At 36.1% G+C, this 21,898-nt stretch carries 19 protein-coding genes and 2 riboswitches; of the genes, 16 read left to right on the top strand and 3 right to left on the bottom strand.

What is annotated here, in order from left to right; translation table 11 throughout:
• Positions 1-53: 53 nt before the first annotated feature.
• The 10 genes from GHD00_RS16590 to cysK all read left to right on the top strand — a co-directional run bounded on the left by GHD00_RS16590 (position 54) and on the right by cysK (position 13,818).
• Positions 54-2,066 carry a beta-galactosidase gene (locus tag GHD00_RS16590; RefSeq protein ID WP_163539277.1) on the top strand — a complete coding sequence of 671 codons (2,013 nt, stop codon included), beginning with the start codon at positions 54-56 and terminating at the stop codon, positions 2,064-2,066.
• 80 nt (positions 2,067-2,146) lie between these two features.
• Complete coding sequence (ilvA, locus tag GHD00_RS16585; protein ID WP_163539276.1) at positions 2,147-3,406, top strand: threonine ammonia-lyase IlvA; 1,260 nt, start codon at positions 2,147-2,149, stop codon at positions 3,404-3,406.
• Positions 3,407-3,554: 148 nt separating this feature from the next.
• Positions 3,555-4,535 (top strand): AraC family transcriptional regulator, encoded by a 981-nt coding sequence (locus tag GHD00_RS16580; RefSeq protein WP_163539275.1) that lies wholly within the window; start codon positions 3,555-3,557, stop codon positions 4,533-4,535.
• A 318-nt stretch (positions 4,536-4,853) separates the two neighbouring features.
• A complete protein-coding gene (gene rhaB / locus GHD00_RS16575; RefSeq protein WP_163539274.1) occupies positions 4,854-6,245 on the top strand; it encodes a rhamnulokinase in 1,392 nt (463 codons plus the stop codon).
• A gap of 15 nt (positions 6,246-6,260) precedes the next feature.
• Entirely contained in the window at positions 6,261-7,520 is a 1,260-nt protein-coding gene (rhaA, locus tag GHD00_RS16570; protein ID WP_163539273.1) for an L-rhamnose isomerase, read from the top strand.
• 133 nt (positions 7,521-7,653) lie between these two features.
• The gene (locus GHD00_RS16565) at positions 7,654-9,720 is read left to right on the top strand and encodes a bifunctional aldolase/short-chain dehydrogenase (protein WP_163539272.1); all 2,067 of its coding nucleotides are present in this window, start codon (positions 7,654-7,656) and stop codon (positions 9,718-9,720) included.
• Positions 9,721-9,829: 109 nt separating this feature from the next.
• Positions 9,830-10,555, top strand: coding sequence for a (Fe-S)-binding protein (locus GHD00_RS16560; protein ID WP_163539293.1), 726 nt, complete (start codon positions 9,830-9,832; stop codon positions 10,553-10,555).
• Positions 10,555-12,000, top strand: coding sequence for a LutB/LldF family L-lactate oxidation iron-sulfur protein (locus GHD00_RS16555; protein ID WP_163539271.1), 1,446 nt, complete (start codon positions 10,555-10,557; stop codon positions 11,998-12,000). Before GHD00_RS16560 ends, GHD00_RS16555 begins: the two co-directional genes overlap by 1 nt.
• Positions 11,981-12,691 (top strand): LutC/YkgG family protein, encoded by a 711-nt coding sequence (locus tag GHD00_RS16550; RefSeq protein WP_163539270.1) that lies wholly within the window; start codon positions 11,981-11,983, stop codon positions 12,689-12,691. The genes GHD00_RS16555 and GHD00_RS16550 overlap by 20 nt, the downstream gene beginning before the upstream one ends.
• Before the next feature lie 209 nt (positions 12,692-12,900).
• Complete coding sequence (cysK, locus tag GHD00_RS16545) at positions 12,901-13,818, top strand: cysteine synthase A (protein WP_163539269.1); 918 nt, start codon at positions 12,901-12,903, stop codon at positions 13,816-13,818.
• A gap of 141 nt (positions 13,819-13,959) precedes the next feature.
• Here the strand turns inward: cysK and GHD00_RS16540 are convergent, their stop codons facing one another.
• Positions 13,960-14,217, bottom strand: coding sequence for a hypothetical protein (locus tag GHD00_RS16540; RefSeq protein WP_163539268.1), 258 nt, complete (start codon positions 14,215-14,217; stop codon positions 13,960-13,962).
• Positions 14,218-14,350: 133 nt separating this feature from the next.
• Here GHD00_RS16540 and GHD00_RS16535 point away from each other — a divergent pair, with 133 nt between their 5' ends.
• Complete coding sequence (locus GHD00_RS16535; RefSeq protein WP_163539267.1) at positions 14,351-15,130, top strand: alpha/beta hydrolase; 780 nt, start codon at positions 14,351-14,353, stop codon at positions 15,128-15,130.
• Positions 15,131-15,151: 21 nt separating this feature from the next.
• The gene (locus GHD00_RS16530) at positions 15,152-15,307 is read left to right on the top strand and encodes a hypothetical protein (RefSeq protein ID WP_163539266.1); all 156 of its coding nucleotides are present in this window, start codon (positions 15,152-15,154) and stop codon (positions 15,305-15,307) included.
• Position 15,308: 1 nt separating this feature from the next.
• Here GHD00_RS16530 and GHD00_RS16525 read toward each other — a convergent pair whose 3' ends face one another.
• Entirely contained in the window at positions 15,309-15,749 is a 441-nt protein-coding gene (locus GHD00_RS16525) for a YaiI/YqxD family protein (RefSeq protein ID WP_163539265.1), read from the bottom strand.
• A 662-nt stretch (positions 15,750-16,411) separates the two neighbouring features.
• Entirely contained in the window at positions 16,412-17,302 is an 891-nt protein-coding gene (dapA, locus tag GHD00_RS16520; RefSeq protein ID WP_163539264.1) for a 4-hydroxy-tetrahydrodipicolinate synthase, read from the bottom strand.
• A gap of 136 nt (positions 17,303-17,438) precedes the next feature.
• Positions 17,439-17,623, bottom strand: a riboswitch (Lysine riboswitch).
• Positions 17,624-17,818: 195 nt separating this feature from the next.
• A riboswitch (TPP riboswitch) is annotated at positions 17,819-17,926 on the top strand.
• A 90-nt stretch (positions 17,927-18,016) separates the two neighbouring features.
• Here dapA and tenA point away from each other — a divergent pair.
• The 4 genes from tenA to GHD00_RS16500 are packed head-to-tail and all read left to right on the top strand — an operon-like array spanning position 18,017 to position 21,573.
• Positions 18,017-18,682 (top strand): thiaminase II, encoded by a 666-nt coding sequence (gene tenA / locus GHD00_RS16515; protein ID WP_163539263.1) that lies wholly within the window; start codon positions 18,017-18,019, stop codon positions 18,680-18,682.
• 13 nt (positions 18,683-18,695) lie between these two features.
• Positions 18,696-19,286: an ECF transporter S component gene (locus GHD00_RS16510; RefSeq protein ID WP_163539262.1), complete on the top strand. Its 591-nt coding sequence runs from the start codon at positions 18,696-18,698 to the stop codon at positions 19,284-19,286.
• Between the two features lies 1 nt (position 19,287).
• Entirely contained in the window at positions 19,288-20,754 is a 1,467-nt protein-coding gene (locus GHD00_RS16505; RefSeq protein WP_240468735.1) for an ABC transporter ATP-binding protein, read from the top strand.
• 15 nt (positions 20,755-20,769) lie between these two features.
• Entirely contained in the window at positions 20,770-21,573 is an 804-nt protein-coding gene (locus GHD00_RS16500; RefSeq protein WP_163539261.1) for an energy-coupling factor transporter transmembrane component T family protein, read from the top strand.
• Positions 21,574-21,898 lie beyond the last annotated feature (325 nt).

Raw genomic sequence — 21,898 nt, 5'->3', positions numbered from 1 at the left:
ATGAGTTTAATTATAAAAGAAATGATTTTGGATTGGGGAATGGAGTGAACAACATGGTGAAAAGTATACAAGAAGTAGTTCCTCGCATTGCATTTGGTGGGGATTATAACCCAGAGCAATGGGATGAGAAAGTATGGTTAGAAGATGCAAAATTAATGCAAGAAGCTGGTGTTAACTTAGTTTCAGTTGCTATTTTTAGTTGGTCTGTGATAGAAAGAGAAGAAGGCAAGTTTGATTTTAGTTGGTTAGACAAAGTGTTAGATATATTACATCAACATGGCATTGGTGTTTGCTTAGCAACAGCTACAGCATCTCCTCCTGCGTGGTTATCTAAAAAGTACCCTGAAGTGTTGGCTGTTCAAGAAAATGGGGTGCCTTATCAACCAGGTTCGAGACAACATTATTCCCCGAATAGTAAGCGTTTTCGAGATGCAGTTCGACTTATCGTTTCTAAAATAGCAGCACGTTACCAAGACCATCCAGCACTTAAAATGTGGCACATTAATAATGAGTATGGCTGTCATCTATCAGAATGTTATAGCGAGGAAAGTTTACAAGCATTTCGAAAATGGCTCCATGATCGTTATCAAACGATAGATACCTTAAATGAAAAATGGGGAACTAATTTTTGGAGTCAGAGATACAATGAGTGGGATGAAATTCAATTCCCAGTTAATTTACCAACCTTTTATAATCCAAGTCAAAAATTAGATTATAAGCGATTTATGAATGACGCTATTTTTGAACTTTATAAAATAGAAAAAGATATATTACGTGAAATAACCCCTAATGTGCCTGTTTTTACAAATTTTATGTATGAATTTAAACCCCTTAACTATTTTGAATGGTCGAAAGAGATGGATTTAGTTACTTGGGACTCTTATCCAGATCCAAGAGAAGGGAAGCCTTATCGTCACGCCATGCATCATGATTTAATGAGAAGTTTAAAAAATGGACAACCTTTTTATTTAATGGAACAGGTAACTTCTCACGTGAATTGGCGAGATATTAATTTAACGAAAAAGCCTGGCGAAATGAGGTTATGGAGTTATTCCACTGTAGCTCGCGGCGGAGATGGTGTAATGTACTTCCAGTGGAGACAGGGAAAAGCAGGGGCTGAAAAATTCCATGGAGCAATGGTACCACATTCGAATGATCCAAAATCCCGTACATTTCAAGAGGTAAAACAATTAGGTAATGAATTAAATAAACTGGATCATTTAGCAGGCTCTAAAACAAATGCAAAAGCAGCGATTATTTTTGATTGGGAAAATTGGTGGGCTGTGGAATTAGAAGGAAAGCCACATAATAAATTATCTTATTTAAATCAAGTGTATAAATATTACAAGGTATTTTATGAACACAATATAGCTGTGGACTTTGTTCGGCCTACTAGCGATTTAACGAACTATCAGCTAGTTGTTGCTCCGCTGTTATATATGATAAAAAATGGAGAGGAAACGCATTTAGAGCAGTTTGTTTCTCAAGGAGGAACATTACTTGTTAGCTTTTTCAGCGGTATTGTCAATGAGCAAGACCATATTCATTTAGGTGGATATCCTGCACCATTACGATCTTTGTTAGGTATAACGGTAGAGGAATTTGCTCCAATGTCAGATGATGAAAAAAATATTATCGTAGCTAATGGAGAATTATTTGAAACAAAGACTTGGTCAGATGTTATTCATTTAGAAGGTGCAAGGCCCATAGCAACTTTTAAAGAAGATTGGTATAAAGAAAAGCCAGCTGTTACGTTTCACCGCTATGGACAAGGAAATTCCATTTATATTGGTACAGACCCTTCGGAATCTTATGTAAATAAACTTTTGGAAGGTCTATTCCAACAATTGGAAATTACGGCACCAGTTGAATCCCCTGCAAATGTGGAGGTCTTGGAGAGAGTGAAGGGAGATAACATATATCTTTTTATTTTAAACCATAATGAAGACTCTGTTACGATAAGTTTAGATAACGAATTAACATATGTGGATTGCTTACATGAAAAGCCAATAAGTAATGAGGTGACAGTAGGCGGTACGGATGTTGCGATTTTATCATATTCCTGATTTATAGGATAAATTTATTTTCTATTTTTATCGTTTATGTTAGTATAAGTCTAACAATTGAAGTAGGAAGGGTTCGTATTATGAGTACAAAAGTAAATCCAATTCAAGTTAGAGACATCATTATTGCTAATCAAGTACTAAAAGATGTTGTAGTGAAAACACCTTTACAACGTGATCCTATTTTATCTGACAGATATCAATGTAATGTATACTTAAAACGTGAAGATTTACAAGTCGTTCGTTCTTTTAAAATTCGTGGTGCTTATAATTTAATGCAAGGGTTATCGAAAGAAGAACTAGAAAATGGCGTCGTATGTGCTAGTGCAGGAAACCATGCGCAGGGTGTGGCGTATTCTTGTAAAGCACTTGGTGTAAAAGGTGTTATTTTTATGCCTAGTACTACACCGCGCCAAAAAGTAAATCGAGTGGAGTTTTTTGGTGGAGAATTTACTGAAATCCGTTTAACTGGTGATACATTTGATGATTCGTTTGAGCAAGCGATGGAATATTGCGAAGAACATAATGCTTCGTTTATTCATCCTTTTAATGATACTAGAACAATTACTGGACAAGGAACGATCGGTCTAGAAGTATTAGATAGCATTGAAGAACCTATTTCTCATATCTTCATGGCTGTTGGAGGTGGAGGGCTTATTTCAGGTGTTGGCTCCTATATCAATAGTATAAGTCCAGATACAAAAATTGTAGGAGTGGAGCCTGAGGGTGCTGCCTCAATGAAAGCAGCTATTGCAAATAACCATGTTACAAAGCTCGATAAAATTGACAAATTTGTCGATGGTGCAAGTGTCAAACAAGTCGGGGATATCTCTTTTGATATAGCAAAAGAGATTATTGATGACATTGCCGTTGTGCCTGAAGGAAAGCTTTGCACCACATTATTGGATCTTTATAATGAAAATGCGATTGTAGCAGAGCCAGCTGGTGCTCTTCCTGTATCGGCATTAGATTTTTACAAAGATGAAATTAAAGGTAAAAATATCGTTTGTGTTGTAAGTGGTGGTAATAATGATATCGATAGAATGCAGGAGTTTAAAGAACGCTCACTGATCTATGAAGGGTATAAACACTACTTTATTGTAAATTTCCCACAAAGAGCAGGTGCACTTCGTGAATTTATGTATAAAGTGCTTGGAGAGAATGATGATATTACCCGATTTGAATATACGAAGAAGAATAACCGCGATAAAGGACCTGTTTTAGTCGGGATTGAATTACAAGATTCTAAAGATTATCATGCCTTAATTTCGAGAATGGAGCAAAATGGATTTTCTTATAAAGAAATAAATAAAGATGAACACTTATTCCATTTATTAATTTAATAAAATCCATTTTCAGAAGAAGCAGGGATATCATTTACCTGCTTCTTTTTTAAATGGCAGTATCCTTTATCTATGATAGTTTGCATTCGGAATCTATGATAAAATATGTGTAAAATAGTTTTGCATGTATAAAGTGAGGGTGTGTTATATGGGGCAGTCCATACTTAAGGAGTTAATGAAAGAGTCAGAAGAAGAAAAGGCTATTTTATCTGAAGATTTATCCATTAATAAAGAATTATATACAGATGTCACGTCCTCCTTTATCGTTCAAGGGGAGAAATTTCTAAAAGACAAATTAATTATGATCCGCAAACATCCAAGATATATTGATTTCCCGAAGCATTCTCATGATTATATTGAAATGAATTATGTCTATCATGGCTCATTGAAACAAAAAATCGGTGATCAGACATTCCATTTAAAAAAAGGGGATATCATTATCCTAAACCAATATATTGAACATGAGTTATATGCTTGTGAAAGCGAAGATATTGTGATCAATTTTATTATCCACCCCGCTTTTTTTGATTATATTGTGGCTAATTTATCAGAGGGCTTTATCCAAAATCAGATGATGCAGTTCTTAATGAATAGTATGTTTGATTATTCGCAAAAGGGGGAATTTCTTTATTATCCAGTTGCTAATGCCAGCCGGATCCAAGAATTAATGACCCAATTGTTGCAAGAAATGATGTATGGATCTTTTCTGTCCCATTCCAAATCAAAATTTTTAATGGGGTTATTAGTTATTGAATTAATAGACCAGCAGAATAAGATTTATCCTAATCATTCACATTCGGAGGAACATCAATTTTTACAAGAAGTTTTTCAATATATTGAAGAAAATTACCGGAATGCTAATTTGCAAGAACTAGCGGAACTTTTCCATCAATCAGTGTACTGGGTGAGCAAACAAGTAAAGGCATTAACAAATCAAAACTTTAAAGATTTAGTACAAGAAAAAAGGTTATTAGTTTCCAAAAACTTAATTATGTATACCGATTTGTCGATGCAAGCTATTGCAGAGTCGGTTGGATATGAAAACATAAGTTATTTTTACAGGATATTTAAAAGTAAATTCGGCATGACACCTAAAGCGTTTCAAAAGCAGTTAATCAAAGAAGATTAACTGCTTTTTTATTTACACGTTAAGTAAATAAATACCTAGCAGCACCGAAGAAAGTCGACGTAGAAGTCAGGTTCAGGACTGAAGTACGACGAATAGGACGTTCTAGTATCGGCGTTGGTCACAGGACGCACTTGTACAGGAGGTACTGCAATTACGGCTCTGCTGACGCCTAAAGGCTAGTTTTCTTTATGAAAATTCAAATATTTTTATACATGACTTTGCAAAAAAGGACAATAAAAAAATAATTTTCGTTATATATTATCTATTATGTATCCTATATAATAACGTTATAAACGCTTTCAAATGTGAGGTGAGTGAATGCAAAAATGTAATTTAGCTGTAGATATTGGTGCTTCGAGTGGCCGTGTATTGGCAGGTTTTCTGAAAGATGGTCAGCTTCAATTGGATGAAATCCATCGATTTGAAAATAAGATGGAAAACCAAAACGGTCATCTTTGTTGGAATATCGATAAACTTTATGAAGAAGTTAAATTAGGAATTAAGCAAAGCGTAGAAAAGGGATTTAATCCGATTTCTATAGGTGTTGACACTTGGGCGGTGGATTTTGTTTTATTAGATGAACAAAAAAATCGATTAACAGACGCTGTTGCCTATCGAGACCATCGTACGGATGGAATCATGGAGGAAATTTTCTCATTTATTGATCAAAAAGAAATATATAAGCAGACGGGAATACAGTTTCAACCATTTAACACAATTTACCAATTATATGCATTAAAAAAAGAAGATCCTATGATTTTTGATCAAGCACATTATTTTCTTATGATACCGGATTATTTGCATTTTTTATTGACTGGTAAACTATCCAATGAATATACCAACGCTACAACCACTCAATTATTAAATGCCGAATCAGAAGATTGGAATAGTGAATTTTTAGAGAATCTTGGTATCCCTAAACATTTATTTCAACCACCAATGAAACCGTTACAGACCCTAGGCCCCATTCGTGAAGAGTTGAAAGAAGAGTTAGGAGTTGACTTACAAGTCATTTTACCTGGTACACATGATACCGCATCAGCTGTTATGTCGGTACCAGCTACAGAGACCATTTATATTAGCTCTGGAACTTGGTCGTTGATGGGAGTAGAACATGAAAAACCAATTAGTTCAGAGGAAGCCTTTTCTTACAACTTTACAAATGAAGGAGGGGTTCATCATAATATTCGCTTCCTTAAAAATATTATGGGATTGTGGATGATTCAAGAAGTGAAAAGGGAATATCAAGACAAATATAGTTTTCAAGATTTTGTAGACTTAGCTTATAAAGAAACACAGTTTGATTCAACCGTTGATGTAAATGATGCAAGATTTCTAAGCCCTAAAAGTATGATAGAGGCGATTCAATCTTATTGTAAGGAAACAAATCAACTAGAGCCGAAAACACCTGGAGAATTAGCTGTATGTATTTTTAATAGCTTAGTCGAAAGTTATCATGCTGCTGCGAAACAAATTGAAGAGCTTACTAATAAATCGTATCCTTCCATACACATTATTGGCGGTGGAAGTAAAAATAATTTTATGAATGAAAAATTAGCAGCAAAATCAGGAAAAGAAGTTTATACAGGACCGACAGAAGCCACTGGTATTGGAAACTTAATTGCTCAGCTGATTGCAACAAATGAAGTGGAATCTGTAGAGCAATCGAAAGAGATCATTCGTGAATCTTTTACTATTTCTAAATTTTAATTTGAGGTGATGTTAATGAGTATTAAAGAAAACTACCAAGTAGCAAAAAAGCAATTTGAAAAATGGGGAGTTTCTGTTGAAGATGCCTTTCAACAACTCAAAAAAATCCCCATTTCTATCCATTGCTGGCAAGGAGACGATGTTAGCGGGTTTGAAGTAGAACAGCAGGAACTATCTGGTGGAATTGATGTAACAGGTAATTATCCTGGAAAAGCGACAACTCCAGAAGAATTACGTAGTGACTTAGAAAAAGCATTATCCTTAATCCCAGGAACCCATCGAATTAACTTACACGCTATTTATGCAGAAACAGATAGAAAAGTAGTAGATCGTGATCAATTAGAACCTGAACATTTTAAAAATTGGGTGGAATGGGCGAAAAAACATCATTTAGGCTTGGATTTTAATCCGACACTGTTTTCTCATCCAAAAGCTGATGATGGCTTAACCTTAGCACATCCTGATAAAGAAATAAGAGATTTCTGGATAGATCACTGTATTCAATCACGTAAAATTGGAGCCTATTTTGGAAAAGAATTAGGAACTCCTGCATTGACAAATATTTGGATTCCTGATGGCTATAAAGATATTCCTAGTGATCGATTGACACCAAGAGAAAGGTTAAAAGAATCATTGGATCAAATTTTTGATTATGAAATTGATGAATCATTAAACATGGACGCAGTAGAAAGTAAACTTTTTGGTATCGGATCAGAAGCTTATGTGGTAGGATCACACGAATTTTACATGGGCTACGCCTTAAAAAATAATAAGTTATGTCTACTGGATACAGGGCATTATCACCCGACAGAAATGGTATCCAATAAAATTTCAGCTATGCTGCTGTATAGTGATCAGTTAGCATTACACGTATCTCGACCAGTGAGATGGGATAGCGATCATGTCATCGTATTAGATGATGAATTAAAAGAAATAGGTTTAGAATTAGTAAGAAATAATGCATTGGACAAAGTCTCCATCGGATTAGACTTCTTTGATGCAAGTATAAATCGAGTAGCTGCTTGGACGATCGGAACAAGAAATATGATTAAGTCATTGTTATACGCGCTTCTTCTACCTCATAATCACTTGAAGCAGTTACAGGAAGAAGGTAATTTTACCGATCGCTTAGCTTTAATGGAAGAATTTAAAACTTATCCATTTGGAGCTATTTGGGATTATTATTGCGAACAAATGGGTGTTCCAACCCAAGAATCTTGGTTAGAAGAAGTTAAGCAATATGAGAAAGAAGTTTTATCCAAACGTAACTCATAGAAAACCAAGTAAATAAACTGAAATAAATTTTGTTTTATGTTGATTTATTTTTGTTTTGTAGTATAATAAAAATAGAAACAGCTTTCATATAAAAAACAATAGAATAACAGATTTGCTTGAGGAGGAATTAAAAATGGTACAAAACAAATGGGATGATAATCAAGTATCACAAAATAATGGTCTAGAATCATTAGTGTATCGCTCAAACTTATTAGGTTCGGACCGTTCTGTCGTTAATATTGGTGGGGGAAACACTTCTTCTAAAACGGTAGAAAAAGATTTTAAAGGGGACGATATTGAAGTAATGTGGGTAAAGGGAAGCGGATCCGATTTAGCTTCAATGAAATCCCACAACTTTACAGGATTAAAGCTTGAGGATATTAGACCATTATTAGAACGTGATGATATGTCTGATGAAGAGATGGTGGAATACCTATCTCATTGTATGATCGATGCTAAACATCCTCGTTCATCTATCGAAACATTATTGCATGCATTTTTACCATTTAAACAAGTCGACCACACACATCCAGATGCTATCATTAGTATTGCATGTGCTGATAACGGTAAAGAAATTGCAGAAGAGATTTACGGAAATCGTTTTGTATGGGTTCCATATATTCGACCAGGATTTAAGCTTTCTAAAATGATTGCAGAAGGCGTCCAAAACAATCCCAATGCTGAACTAGTCATTATGGAAAAACATGGTCTAGTAACATGGGGCGAAACATCAAAAGAAAGTTACAACAAAACCATCGATATCATCAATGAAGCGGAAGACTATATTAACAACAAATCAGAAGGCCAATCATTATTCGGTGGCGAAAAATACAAGTCTCTATCCAAAGAAGAAAGAGAAAATCTTTTTGCAGAAGTAATGCCAATCATTCGCGGTCAAGTTAGCGATGACAAGAAAATGCTTACTACTTACAATGATGATGATAGTGTACTAGAGTTTGTTAACAGCCATGAAGCAGAACAACTTTCACAAGTTGGCGCAGCATGTCCAGATCATCTTGTACACACAAAACGAGTACCATTATTTATTGACTGGGATCCACAGTCAGGAGATCGTGACGTATTAAAAGAAAAAATTAAAGAAGGGATCGCTTCTTACAAAGAGGAATATGTTGCTTACTTTGAGCGTAACAAGAATGAAGGAGACCAAATTGTTGAAACAGCGCCTCGAATCATATTAATTCCAGGACTTGGTATGGTGAATACAGGAAAGGATTGGAAAGCGGCAAATATCAGTGAACAACTTTATCATCGCGCAATAGCTGTTATGAGTGGTGCAACCGTTCTTGGTAACTTCGTATCTCTAAATGAAGAAGAATCCTACTTAATTGAATATTGGCCACTAGAGCTTTACAAATTAAGTCTAGCTCCGCCAGAAGCAGAATTTTCTCGCCAAATCGCTTTTGTAACAGGTGGTGCTGGTGGTATCGGTACAGCAACAACATATCGTCTGATTGAAGAAGGGGCACATGTTGTCATTGCGGATATTAACTTAGAAGGTGCCGAAAACCTTGCAAATGAAATTAATGAAAAGTATGGCTGGAATAGAGCTTATGCAGTGAAAATGGACGTTACAAAAGAGGAAGAAGTACAAGCAGCGATTGCAGCTTCGGTTCGAGAATATGGTGGTATCGATATTCTTGTTAATAATGCCGGTTTGGCAAGCTCTAGTCCATTTGAAGAGACATCAATGGATCAATGGAACTTAAATATTAATGTATTGGTAACAGGTTATTTCCTTGTTGCAAGAGAGATATTTAAGCTGATGAAAGAGCAAGAAATTGGCGGTAATATGGTATTTATCGGTTCGAAAAACTCAATCTATGCTGGTAAAAATGCTGCAGCATACAGTACAGCGAAAGCAGCAGAAGTTCACTTAGCTCGTACGATCGCAGCTGATGGCGGATCTTTAGGTATACGTGTAAACTCTGTATTACCTGATGCTGTTATCCGAGGATCTAAAATCTGGGATTCTTCATGGAAAAAGGAACGTGCGGCTTCTTATGGAATTGGTACTGATGACTTAGAAGCACATTACCGTAAACGTACGATTTTAAATGTTAATATTTTACCAGAAGATATTGCAGAATCTATTGCATTCTTAGCTTCCTCTAAGTCTGCCAAAACAACTGGTTGTATGGTAACCGTTGATGGCGGTGTAGCAGCAGCGTTTACTAGATAAGATTGTTTTCATGGATAAACTCTGAAAATAGAGTTTATCCATTCTTCTTTTTAAAAAAGCATGATAGAATATAAGAAAGCGTTTTACAATATTTAAGGGGCGGATGATGGTGAAGGTATCACTTTTTATTACATGTTTGGGAGATGTTTTTTATGTAAATGCAGGAAAGTCTGCAGTTGAACTTTTAGAGCATTTGGGCTGTGAAGTAGATTTTCCCGAAACACAAACATGTTGCGGGCAGCCAGCTTATAATAGCGGTTATCATCGGGAGACAAAAGAAGTGGCCAAACATATGATTGAGGTGATGGAAGACGCGGATTATGTAGTAGGTATTTCCGGTTCATGTGTGTATATGATTCACGAATATATGCATTTATTTGAAGAAGATAGTAAGTGGCGTGATCGTGCTATTGCTTTAAAAGAAAAATCATACGAGTTGACCCAGTTTATTGTAGATGTGTTAAACATTGAAGATGTTGGTGCTTCCTATCAGGCAATTGCCACTTATCATACATCGTGTCATATGACAAGATTACTAGGGGTGCAGGAAGCACCTTTTAAACTTTTGGAAAAGGTAAAAGGCCTTGAATTAGTAGATTTACCAAATCGTCAAGATTGCTGCGGATTTGGAGGAACATTTGCAGTAAAAATGTCGAACATATCAGAACAAATGGTGGATGAAAAGGTAGATCATATTGAGGAAACCAAAGCGAATCTGTTACTAGGTGCAGACGGAAGCTGTCTTATGAATATTGGCGGTCGTATTTCTAGAAGAGACAAGCAAGTGGAAGTAAAGCATATTGCTGAAATTTTAAATAGCAGAGGTGATCGATAATGCCCATGCAAATTGGAGAAAAAGAATTTAAGCAAAGGGTCACAAAAGGGTTAGATGATAATTTTATGCGTGGTGCAGTTCGATCTGCACAAGGAAGGCTGCAAAACAACCGTGCATCTGCAGCAGATGAGTTAGGTGACTGGGAAGATTGGCGCACTTTAGGGAAAGAAATTAGACAGCATACTATCGAACATTTAGATTATTATCTTCACCAATTAAGTGAAAAGGTAGCTGAATTAGGAGGAAATGTATTTTTTGCGGAAACTGCAGAAGAGGCTAATGAATATGTGAAAAATGTTGTGAAATCTAAAAATGCCAAAAAAATTGCCAAATCTAAATCAATGGTCACAGAAGAAATCTCCATGAATGAAGCATTAGAGGAATTAGGGTGCGATGTCGTTGAAACAGATTTAGGAGAATACATTTTACAGATGGACGATCATGATCCGCCATCTCATATAGTTGCCCCAGCTTTACACAAAAATAAAGAGCAGATTCGTGATGTATTTCGTGATAAATTAGGTTATGAAAAAACAGAAAAGCCAGAAGAACTAGCATTATTTGCGCGCGAAAAATTAAGAGAAGAGTTTTTATCAGCTGAAGTCGGTATTACTGGATGTAATTTCGCTGTAGCTGAATCCGGTTCGTTTGCCTTAGTGACGAATGAAGGAAATGCAAGAATGGTGACCACTTTACCAGAGACGCAAATTACTGTTATGGGAATGGAACGCATTGTCCCTGGATGGGAAGAGTTAGACATTGTTGTTAGCTTATTAACGCGTGCAGCAGTAGGCCAAAAATTAACAAGTTATATTACAGCTTTAACAGGTCCAAAGCAATCGGAAGAAGGTGATGGGCCGGAGGAGTTTCACCTTGTTATTGTGGATAACGGCCGCTCCAAAATTTTAGGAACTGAATTTCAAGAAGCATTACATTGTATTCGCTGTGCGGCATGTATTAATGTCTGTCCTGTGTACCGTCATGTGGGAGGGCATGCTTATGGATCGATCTATCCAGGTCCTATTGGTGCTGTGTTATCCCCACTTCTAAGTGACTATGATGAATATAAAGATTTGCCTTATGCTTCTTCTTTATGTGGGGCTTGTACTGAGGTCTGTCCTGTTAAAATTCCGTTACACGAACAATTAATCGCTCATCGTCGAAATATTATTGAAGAAGATAAAAAAGGAAGTTTAGCAGAAAAGGTTGCAATGAAAGGATTTGGGCAAATGGCTGGATCTGCAAATTTATATCAAATGGCAACTAAAATGGCTCCAATTCTTTCTACACCATTTAGTAGTAAGAATCAAATTCGAAAAGGACTTGGTCCATTAAAACATTGGACCGAATCCAGAGACTTTCCAAAACCTGCTAATGAAAGCTTTCGCAGTTGGTTTAAACAACGGAATAAAAGAGGTGTCCAACATGACGTTAGGAAACATTGAAAATAGAGAGCGTTTTTTAAGCAATATTCGGGATAAAATTGGCGGCTTAAGTGCCGATAAGCCTGTTCAAAAACCGAATTGGTCCACTCAACCACAATATCGGGTTTTAAAAGATCAAAATCAGGATCAATTAATCAAAGTATTAAAAGATCAGTGCAAGCATATTCATACTGATTTTTATCATACGGATGAGCAACATTTAGATGAAACCTTAAATGAAATCTTTGAAGAATACGGCGTCCGATCTATTGTATACACTTGTGATTCACGATTTCAAGATCACAAAGTGGATACCTCCTTAAAACAGTCAGGTCTAGATACATGGGAGTGGGATGACAATGAAAAAGAAGCTTCGATCCAGTTTTCTGAAAAGGCTGACGTTGGTATTACTTTTAGTGACATCACCTTAGCAGAGTCAGGTACCGTAGTGTTATTTAATGGACAAGGGAAAGGTAGATCTGTTAGTCTGCTGCCTCAAAATTATATTGCTATCATCCCTAAGTCAACCATTGTGAAGAGGATGACACAAGCAACAGAAAAAATACACAAGCAAGTAGAAAATGGAGAGGACATTTCATCTTGTATTAATTTTATTACAGGACCTAGCAACAGTGCTGATATTGAAATGAACCTCATTGTTGGTGTACATGGTCCGATTCGAGCTGCATATGTGGTAGTCGACGATATATAACGTGCAAATGCTTAAGTAGAATGGACTACTTAAGCATTTTCTTTATAAAGAGAAACTTCTTGAAGTAGGGGGCTTACGGACGATTGTTCATCGTGATAAAGAACAGGAGACAAGCAAAGGTTTTACATAGTACAAGTAACATGGTTGGAATTGTGAAGTAATCCTTGTTAAGATGTATCTATGATTGTATTGAAAGAGGGGTACAAAAAATGAAAGTCTATAACAACATGACAGAATTAATTGGTAATACACCTATGGTTAAATTAAATCAGATCGTACCTGATGATGCTGCGGAAATATACGTAAAATTAGAGATGTTTAATCCATCTAAAAGTGTAAAAGATCGTGCTGCTTTTAATATGATTCAAGAGGCGGAAAAAGCTGGTCAAATTAATGAAAACACCACTATTATTGAACCAACAAGCGGCAATACAGGAATTGGACTGGCAATGACTGCAGCAGCAAAAGGATACCAAGCTATCTTAGTGATGCCTGACAATATGACAAAGGAAAGAATTAATATTTTAAAAGCATACGGGGCTAAAGTCGTATTAACTCCCAGTAGTGAAAAAATGCCTGGAGCTATTAGAAAAGCGAAAGACTTATTAAATGAAATCCCTAATAGCTTTATGCCTCAACAATTTGAGAATAATGCAAATCCTAATATCCACCGTCAAACAACAGCATTGGAAATTCTAGAACAAATGGATGGGCAATTGGATGGTTTTGTTGCTACTGCTGGAACAGGTGGTACTATTACAGGAACAGGAGAAACTCTAAAAGAAAAGTTACCTGACCTGCATGTTTCAGTAGTGGAGCCCCAAGGATCGCCTGTTTTATCTGGCGGGAAACCCGGTAAGCATAAGTTGGTTGGTACAAGTCCAGGATTTGTACCGGATATATTAAACACTTCTATATATGATGAAATTATTCAAATTAGTGACGAAGATGCGATTAATACTTTTAAACAGCTTGCAGCTAAAGAAGGGATTTTTGTAGGACCGTCTGCAGGGGCGGCTGTTTATGCTGCTATCCAAGTAGCTAAAAAGTTAGGAAGCAGCAAAAAGGTTGTATGTATTGCTCCAGATACTGGAGAAAGATATTTAAGTATGCAATTATTTCATTAAGTTCAGGGAGGAGTAATAATAAGAGTATTAATTGCAGGAGCTAACGGTTAAAAGGTTTAGTTAAGGGGATCAATATAGAGCAGGCAATAAAACGATGTAAATAAAAAAGGCTTGGTGTATTCCAAGCCTTTTTCCGTCTAACTAATAGGGTCCATAAAATGGGCCTGGGCCATATGGCGGTGAAGGGAATGGTGGTCCATATGGGCCGGGGTATCCTTGATAAGGAGGATAAGGGTATGGTGGATAAGGAGGATACGGTCCATGGTCAAGAATTTCTCCTCCTAAAAAACCTAAGCCAAAACCTAACAATCCAGCTCCCAGTGGCCCAATCGGTCCAAAAAATCTTTGATCGTGGGGATGGAAAGCTCTAGGGTCGTGTTGTATATGATATGGATGCATGTTTAGTGCTCCTTTCATTATCATCAAAAATTTGTTTACCGATAACAGCCTATGCAAGAAAATAGATTACGCTAGGGTATTCACCTAATTTTTGATATAATTTTTATAAAGAATAAGGAAGGTAGTGGATCTAATGAATATTATAAGTAAAGAGGAACTGTACAACCATGATGACCTTCACCAAGATTGTCCTAGTATTACTCCATTTTTACTACATAACAAACATGCACCAATGGTTATCGTCATCCCAGGTGGCGGTTATAGTCATAGAGCGTATCATGAAGGAGAACCTATTGCTCAATGGTTAAATGATAACGGCTACCATGCTTGTGTTTTAAGATATCGAGTGGCGCCAATAGAAAAGCAAGAACCCATATACAATGGAAAAGAGGCTATTCGATATGTTAGATATCATGCTGAGAATTGGAATATTCCTACAAATAAAATAGGTGTACTCGGTTTTTCGGCTGGTGGACACTTAGCAGCAACGATTAGCAATAAATTTGATGAAGGGGACAAGGATGCCAACGATCCTGTTCGAAGATGTTCAAGTCGTCCTGATTTCCATATTCTTTGTTATCCAGTCATCACGATGGGGGAACATACACATAACGGAAGCAAGCAATTATTGATTGGAGAAAATCCAGATGAGGCATTAATGAATCAATTTTCGTGTGAAAAATTAGTAACGTCTAATACTCCTCCTGCTTTTATTTGGACAACAGCAAACGACCAATCGGTACCCGTATGGAATAGTTTACTGTATGCACAAGCTCTGCAATACCACAACATTCCATATGATTTGCATGTTTTCCAAGATGGCAGACATGGTTTAGGTTTAGCAGATGAGCATAGGCATACTAAAAAGTGGAAAGATGCTTGTCTCAGTTGGTTACAACATCATATAACTTAAGCAATGGAAGGAGACGTGAACATGGCAAAAAAAGTAAAAATGCTTGTACAAACCACTTATAATAAACAGTTATTACGTGAAGGGAAAGTATATGAAATTAATGATGAGACGGCTAGAAGGTGGGAAGTAAGTAAAATTGCTGCCATCATATCGTCCAATCAACAGTCAGACTCATAAGTTAAATGGAGAGAAGCTTTCGTAATTGCAGACGAAAGCTTTCTTTTTGTTTATCTGTCAGTTTTTTTGGTCCTTTTGTTCGAAATCCAGCTTTTCGTGCTTTTGCTTTCACATGTCGCTCTTGCAGCATTCGATCTATTTTTTGTTCTGTATATAAAAATCCAGCATGATGAAGGACATTACATCCTTTTTCTAGAGCTAATGCTGCCAATCCATAGTCTTGTGTGACAACAATGTCATTCCTTTGTGCTTGTCCCATAATATGATAATCGACTGCATCTGCGCCATTGTCCACGTATGATATGCTTACATGTGATGGATAATCCTGATGAGAATAGTGACTATAACTTCGCACAAGCTTTACTTGAATGGTGTATTTTTTCGCTTCATCCACAATAATATCTACAACAGGACATGCATCCGCATCCACAAATATGTACATGATAAAAATCCTTTCTAAATTATTTGAATTACGTTTATACCTCATGACGGAAGTCAATCTAAAAGCTTGTTGCATTGATTATAATAAGCCTATGACGCAATAACTATAAACTGCGCAATAAAAATAAGAGAAAGTTTTGCTCTTTTAAAATGAGTGCTATGATACCGCTTCAGAAATACACTTCGCTTTCCGCGGGCTTGCACTGAGCCTCCTCATGAGCAAAAAGCGCTCATTGCGGGGTCTCAGCGTCTTCGCTTTCCCGCAGGAGTCTGCGTGTATTTCTTTCGCTTGATTGTGTATCAAACAAGCTATATAAAATGGTTCGTTTAAAGTAAATGTATGAAAGTTGGATCATTTTCTCACTGGATGAAGAGAACAAATCCAAGCTGCGGAAAAATGCGAGACTCCAGTGGGAAAGGAACAGTCTGAAGACCCCACAGGAAGCGTCCTTTGCTTCCGAGGAGGCTGAAGCGTTCCCCACGGAAAGCGAGTGTTTTTTTCGCAGCGAGGTTTAGCACTCACTCTGAAACATATTGTTAGTATCCCCCAAATAGTTTATGTCGCAGTTTTGTTAAACTGTGTAGTGAAACAGTAAAGAATATGAAAAGAGACTATCGCTGTCTTTACGGTAGTTTGACACGATAGTCTCTTCGTCATTCGTTTTATCCGGCATAGTAATTTTTTTGTATAAAATGTAAGTCTTGCTCGAGACGGTTTAATTCCTCTGCATTTAATGGTACTAAAGGTAATCGAACAGATCCAACATCCATACCCATTAATGAAAGTGCAGCCTTAACTGGAGCAGGGCTTGGTGCTTGGAAAAGTGATTTCATAATTGGTACAAGTGATTGATGTAATTCCGCAGCTTGCTCAACTTGACCAGTTTGGTATTGGGTAATCATATCATTCATTTCATTACCAATGATGTGAGATGAAACAGATATAATACCATTTCCGCCAACTGCAAGAGTAGGCAATGTTAAACTGTCATCCCCGCTATATAAACTGAAATCAAGTGGTGTTTCTCTGATAATCTTAGTGATCGCGTCTAAATCACCGCTTGCTTCTTTAACCGAAACAATATTCTCTAATTGAGCTAAATCTATAATGGTTTCCGGTTGTAAATTAACACTACTACGGCCTGGAATATTATATAACATAACTGGTAATGTAGTAGATTCTGCAATTGTTTTAAAATGTTGATACATTCCTTCCTGAGAAGGCTTGTTATAATATGGGGTTACTAACATAATACCATCGACACCAATGGTTTCTGCTTGCTTTGTTAATTCAATAGATGCTTGTGTGTTGTTAGACCCCGTTCCAGCTATAACAGGAACACGATTATTTACTATTTTTACAACAAATTTAAGTAAAGATAACTTTTCTTCTTTTGTAAGAGTAGGGGACTCACCTGTAGTACCTGCTACCACTAATCCTTCTGTTCCATTTGTTAATAAAAATTGAATTAATCTTTCTGTTTTACCGTAATCAATTTGTCCATTTTGATCAAATGGAGTTACCATTGCTGTTAATACTCGACCGAAATTCATGATTCGTCACCTCTATTCATAGTTTTAAACCAATTTCTTGCGTGGTATGAATAGAGGGTATCTCATCACCATTACTAAATTAAAAAAATGCAACAATGAGGGTATCATTGTTGCATCATTTTTCATGGTATATGATGCGTGAGATAGCCCTCCATATAGCATGACCATACTATATGACAGCCCAGCATCTATTAAATGCAAGACCAGTGATAAAGAATGATGTTATTCTTCTCACTTCGGCAATTTCCCCTTTCTGTAATCGTCAAAGGCAACATCAGCCTCAGATTACATACTCATGGTCATTGCACCTCTATTCTCACTTCAATATAGATTGAAGTAATACTAGTTCATTGATTTAATTGTTAGTTATAACTATATCAGAAAAAAAAAGAAGTTGCAATTACTATTCAACAATTTTCTGCGTAAATTAAAAAACTTTTTTATAAAAATGAAAAAAGTAAAGGTTGACATATTAGAAAAGTTTGATAGGATAAGTTTGTAAATGAAAATATAATACACATCCACTAGGGGTGTCTTGAAAAGACTGAGATTAAAGTATTAACTTTAAGACCCTTAGAACCTGATCTGGTTTATACCAGCGTAGGGAAGTGGCGAGAAGAATAAAAGGACGACATATATATTCCGACGTTTAAAACCACTACCCTGCGTATACATACGGGTAGTGGTTTTTGTGTTGATAAGGAGGATAAAGTGATGAAATTTTCACAACAGTTAAGAAATGAAGTGGACCCTATTTGGGAAGCAAGCTTCCGCCACCCTTTTATAAAAGGAATTGGCGAAGGTAGTCTGCCAGTTGAAAAGTTCAAATACTATGTCATGCAAGATGCTTATTATTTATCTCATTTTGCTCGTGTGCAATCACTCGGAGCTGCTAAAGCTGATACTTTCGAAACAACCAATCGAATGGCAGTACATGCACAAGGTACCTATGAGGCAGAATCAGCATTACATCGCTCTTTTTCTGAAATATTAGGAATTAGTGAAGAAGAGCAAGCGGAATTCAAACCATCGCCAACAGCGTATGCTTATACCTCTCACATTTATCGAGCAGCATATGAGGGGCACTTGGGAGATGTGATAGCAGCTATTTTGCCGTGTTACTGGTTGTACTATGAAGTGGGAGAAAAACTGAAAGATTGTACGCCGGATCATCCTGTCTATCAAAAATGGATAGAAGCATATGGTGGAGATTGGTTTAAATCATTGGTTGATGAACAGATTAATAGATTAGATGACATCGCTGAAAAAGTAACAACAAAGGATCAAGAAAGAATGAGAGAACACTTCGTTATTAGCAGTCATTATGAATTAAAGTTTTGGGAAATGGCTTATCAATTAGAATCATGGGATATTTTATAAAGGGGATGATAAAATGAAAAACAAATTAACTCTAACAGATATTTTAGTAACTATTATTATTGCACTGATATTTAGTGTTATTTACAAATTGTGGGGGCCTTTATATAGTACGGTTGCCGTTTTTGGATTGCATATTGACCAATTGATCTATGGTATGTGGTTTATGGCAGCAACGGTCGCATTTTTAATTATTCGTAAACCTGGGATTGCTCTGTTAGCTGAACTAGCCGCAGCGCAAGGAGAATTTATGTTTGGTGGACAATGGGGCGTAACCTTGCTCGTATATGGTTTCTTTCAAGGGCTAGGCTGTGAAATAATCTTCGCCTTATTCCGTTACAAAAATTATCGTTTATTTGTCACATGCTTAGCTGGTATTGCAGCAGGGATTGGGTCTTTATTTATAGATGCATTTTACAGCTATATACCAGATTTAGCATTGTGGAATCTTACTTTATTAATTGTTGCACGTCTTGTCGGCGCCATTTTAATAACTGGTGTATTTGCCTATTATTTAGTGGAAGCCCTAGAGAAGACAGGTGTAACGAAATTAGTACGCCCCGTATCCTCTCAGGACTATCAAGCACTAGAGGACGAGGCTAAGTAATATGGAACAGGACCATATGATCTCTATTCAAAATTTACGAGTAAAGTTTCCGAATGAGAAATCCTTCCTTTTTAAGGATTTCTCATTATCCATTAATCCAGGGGAGAAAGTGTTACTAGTAGGACCGTCTGGTTCTGGTAAATCAACATTATTACAAATCCTTTCAGGCCTTATACCAAATGCTGTGGAGGTTCCCGTTAAATATGACAGTAGATCAACGAACGACTCATGGGGGTATGTTTTTCAAGATCCTGATGTACAATTTTGTATGCCTTATGTGGATGAAGAAATTGCTTTCGTCTTAGAGAATCTAGCTATCCCAAGAAATGAAATGAATCATTATATAGAAAAATACTTAACGCAAGTGGGTTTACATTTAGATGATAGGCATACGAAAATACAAGAACTATCTGGAGGAATGAAACAAAGACTTGCGATTGCTTCCGTACTGGCATTAGAGCCCGAATTATTGTATTTAGATGAACCAACCGCCATGTTGGATCCTTCTGGAACACAACAGGTATGGGACACGATCAAAAACGTATCAGAAGATAAAACAGTTATTATTGTTGAGCACAAAATTGAACAAGTGTTGGATTTTGTTGATCGGGTTGTTATGATCGATCAGCATGGTCAATTACAAGCAGATGGAACACCAGACGAAGTTTTTACTGCACATAAGCAATTATTCCAACAATATGGTATTTGGTATCCGAATGTATGGGAAGATTACTTAAACAAAAACTTAAACATGCAAAATCAAGTGACTGCCAACAATAGCAGAAGATTAATAAGCTTTGATCATTTTATTGGATATCGAAATAAACAAGCTAAAATTAGAATAGATGAAAAAAATATTCATAGTGGAGAATGGATTTGTGTGACAGGAGAAAACGGAGCAGGGAAAAGCACATTGCTGCTAAGTATTATGCAACTGATTTCAACCAATGAGCAAATACACTATGAAAACTCTCTTTTCGAAAACGATACGACCATTTATGATCAGATTGGTTTCGTCTTTCAAAATCCAGAATTACAATTTGTTACAAATAAGGTTTACGATGAATTAGCGTATTCTTTAAAGAATCAGCATTTAAGTAACACGGAAATGAAAGAGCGAATAATAGAAACATTGCGTGCCTATGATTTACTGTCCGTAAAGGAGAAACATCCTTTTCAGCTTTCGACTGGTCAGAAAAAAAGGTTAAGTGTTGCGACAGCGTCTATTACAAATCCTAAGTTACTTTTATTAGATGAACCTACATTTGGGCAAGATGCGAAAAATACTTTTCGTATTATAGAAATATTAAAGCAACTACAAGCAAGTGGAACAGCCATTGTGATGGTCACACATGACACTTACATTAAGAAGTATCTATCCACTTTTGAATGGATGGTGGAGAATGGAGAGATAATCGAAAAACAGTTGGATGTATCCTCATCTCATCAATCTGTCAAGATGTCATAGAAGGGAGGCAAAAAGGTGCAATTAGATTTTTCATTCCAACAAACATGGCTGCATAAAACAAATCCCGCCTTTAAGTTTTTATTGATGCTGATCTTGTTTATCGGCATGTTATTTATTCATAACCCCAACTTTTTGATCATATTTATGGTCGGTGCTTGGATCATGTATTTAGGATATACAGGCCATTCGTTTTTTAATTTATTACTGTTTGCATCTCCTTTTTTACTTATATTCATCACCTCTTCTATCTCTATGATTTTATTTGGGGAAGGACAGACAACTTGGTTTCAGTTCGGGCTGATACATGTAACAGAAGAAAGCTTCTATCGAGGGTTACACCTTGGTATGCGTAGCATGATATTCGGGTTGCTTGGATTGTTATTCGCCTTAACAACGAGACCAGTCTTGTTGTTTTATTCACTCATGCAACAATTCAAATTAAAGCCAAAATTTGCTTACAGTTTTATGGCGGCTGTTCGTATACTACCTATTATGTTAGAAGAGTTCCAATCATTAAGACATGCACTTAAAGTTCGAGGTGTAACCTATCAAAAAGGAGTAAAAGGCTTTTATCAAAAATTGCAACAATATGTTATACCCTTGTTAGCGCAAAGTATCCGTCGTGCCCATCGAATAGCAGTAGCAATGGAAGCAAAAAAATTTTCAGGAGATCAGCAAAGGACTTATTATTATAAACTTCAAATTGGAAAGTATGATCTATATTTTACATTGTTGTTAATTTCATGGGTATCCATTACTTTTTACCTAACAAACTTCATATCCATTATACCAATTGATCATGTAAGATCAACGAACTAGCTCTATACATTAAGTATGGGGCTTTTTTTATGTTTTTAGCTTATTTATCATCAAAATTTATGAAAAGGTTGTAATTAATCAAATCATATTGTATTCTTTTAAATATAATAAATACATAACTATATTATAATTAAATAAAAATTAAAAAAACAATATAATTAATTAAGTGTATATTTTTTATTTGTTAATGACATAAAATAAATATATTTATTAATTACATCCTGCAATGTAAGCGTTTAATAATTTGGAGGGGGTGATAAATAAAGAATACAAAACGTAAGCCAAAAAATAATAGAAGAGAGGAGAGAGTAGCTTGAAAGAACAT

Source organism: Gracilibacillus sp. YIM 98692 (assembly GCF_010993965.1).
Taxonomy (GTDB): domain Bacteria; phylum Bacillota; class Bacilli; order Bacillales; family Amphibacillaceae; genus Gracilibacillus.
This window is presented reverse-complemented; position numbering and strand designations above follow the sequence as displayed.

Bases quoted from the DNA above. Each gene is read 5' to 3' on its own strand.
- GHD00_RS16590 (WP_163539277.1), top strand. From the start codon at position 54: ATGGTGAAAAGTATACAAGAAGTAGTTCCTCGCATTGCATTTGGTGGG.
- ilvA (WP_163539276.1), top strand. From the start codon at position 2,147: ATGAGTACAAAAGTAAATCCAATTCAAGTTAGAGACATCATTATTGCT.
- GHD00_RS16580 (WP_163539275.1), top strand. From the start codon at position 3,555: ATGGGGCAGTCCATACTTAAGGAGTTAATGAAAGAGTCAGAAGAAGAA.
- rhaB (WP_163539274.1), top strand. From the start codon at position 4,854: ATGCAAAAATGTAATTTAGCTGTAGATATTGGTGCTTCGAGTGGCCGT.
- rhaA (WP_163539273.1), top strand. From the start codon at position 6,261: ATGAGTATTAAAGAAAACTACCAAGTAGCAAAAAAGCAATTTGAAAAA.
- GHD00_RS16565 (WP_163539272.1), top strand. From the start codon at position 7,654: ATGGTACAAAACAAATGGGATGATAATCAAGTATCACAAAATAATGGT.
- GHD00_RS16555 (WP_163539271.1), top strand. From the start codon at position 10,555: ATGCCCATGCAAATTGGAGAAAAAGAATTTAAGCAAAGGGTCACAAAA.
- GHD00_RS16550 (WP_163539270.1), top strand. From the start codon at position 11,981: ATGACGTTAGGAAACATTGAAAATAGAGAGCGTTTTTTAAGCAATATT.
- cysK (WP_163539269.1), top strand. From the start codon at position 12,901: ATGAAAGTCTATAACAACATGACAGAATTAATTGGTAATACACCTATG.
- GHD00_RS16540 (WP_163539268.1), bottom strand. From the start codon at position 14,217: ATGCATCCATATCATATACAACACGACCCTAGAGCTTTCCATCCCCAC.
- GHD00_RS16535 (WP_163539267.1), top strand. From the start codon at position 14,351: ATGAATATTATAAGTAAAGAGGAACTGTACAACCATGATGACCTTCAC.
- GHD00_RS16530 (WP_163539266.1), top strand. From the start codon at position 15,152: ATGGCAAAAAAAGTAAAAATGCTTGTACAAACCACTTATAATAAACAG.
- GHD00_RS16525 (WP_163539265.1), bottom strand. From the start codon at position 15,749: ATGTACATATTTGTGGATGCGGATGCATGTCCTGTTGTAGATATTATT.
- dapA (WP_163539264.1), bottom strand. From the start codon at position 17,302: ATGAATTTCGGTCGAGTATTAACAGCAATGGTAACTCCATTTGATCAA.
- tenA (WP_163539263.1), top strand. From the start codon at position 18,017: ATGAAATTTTCACAACAGTTAAGAAATGAAGTGGACCCTATTTGGGAA.
- GHD00_RS16510 (WP_163539262.1), top strand. From the start codon at position 18,696: ATGAAAAACAAATTAACTCTAACAGATATTTTAGTAACTATTATTATT.
- GHD00_RS16505 (WP_240468735.1), top strand. From the start codon at position 19,288: ATGGAACAGGACCATATGATCTCTATTCAAAATTTACGAGTAAAGTTT.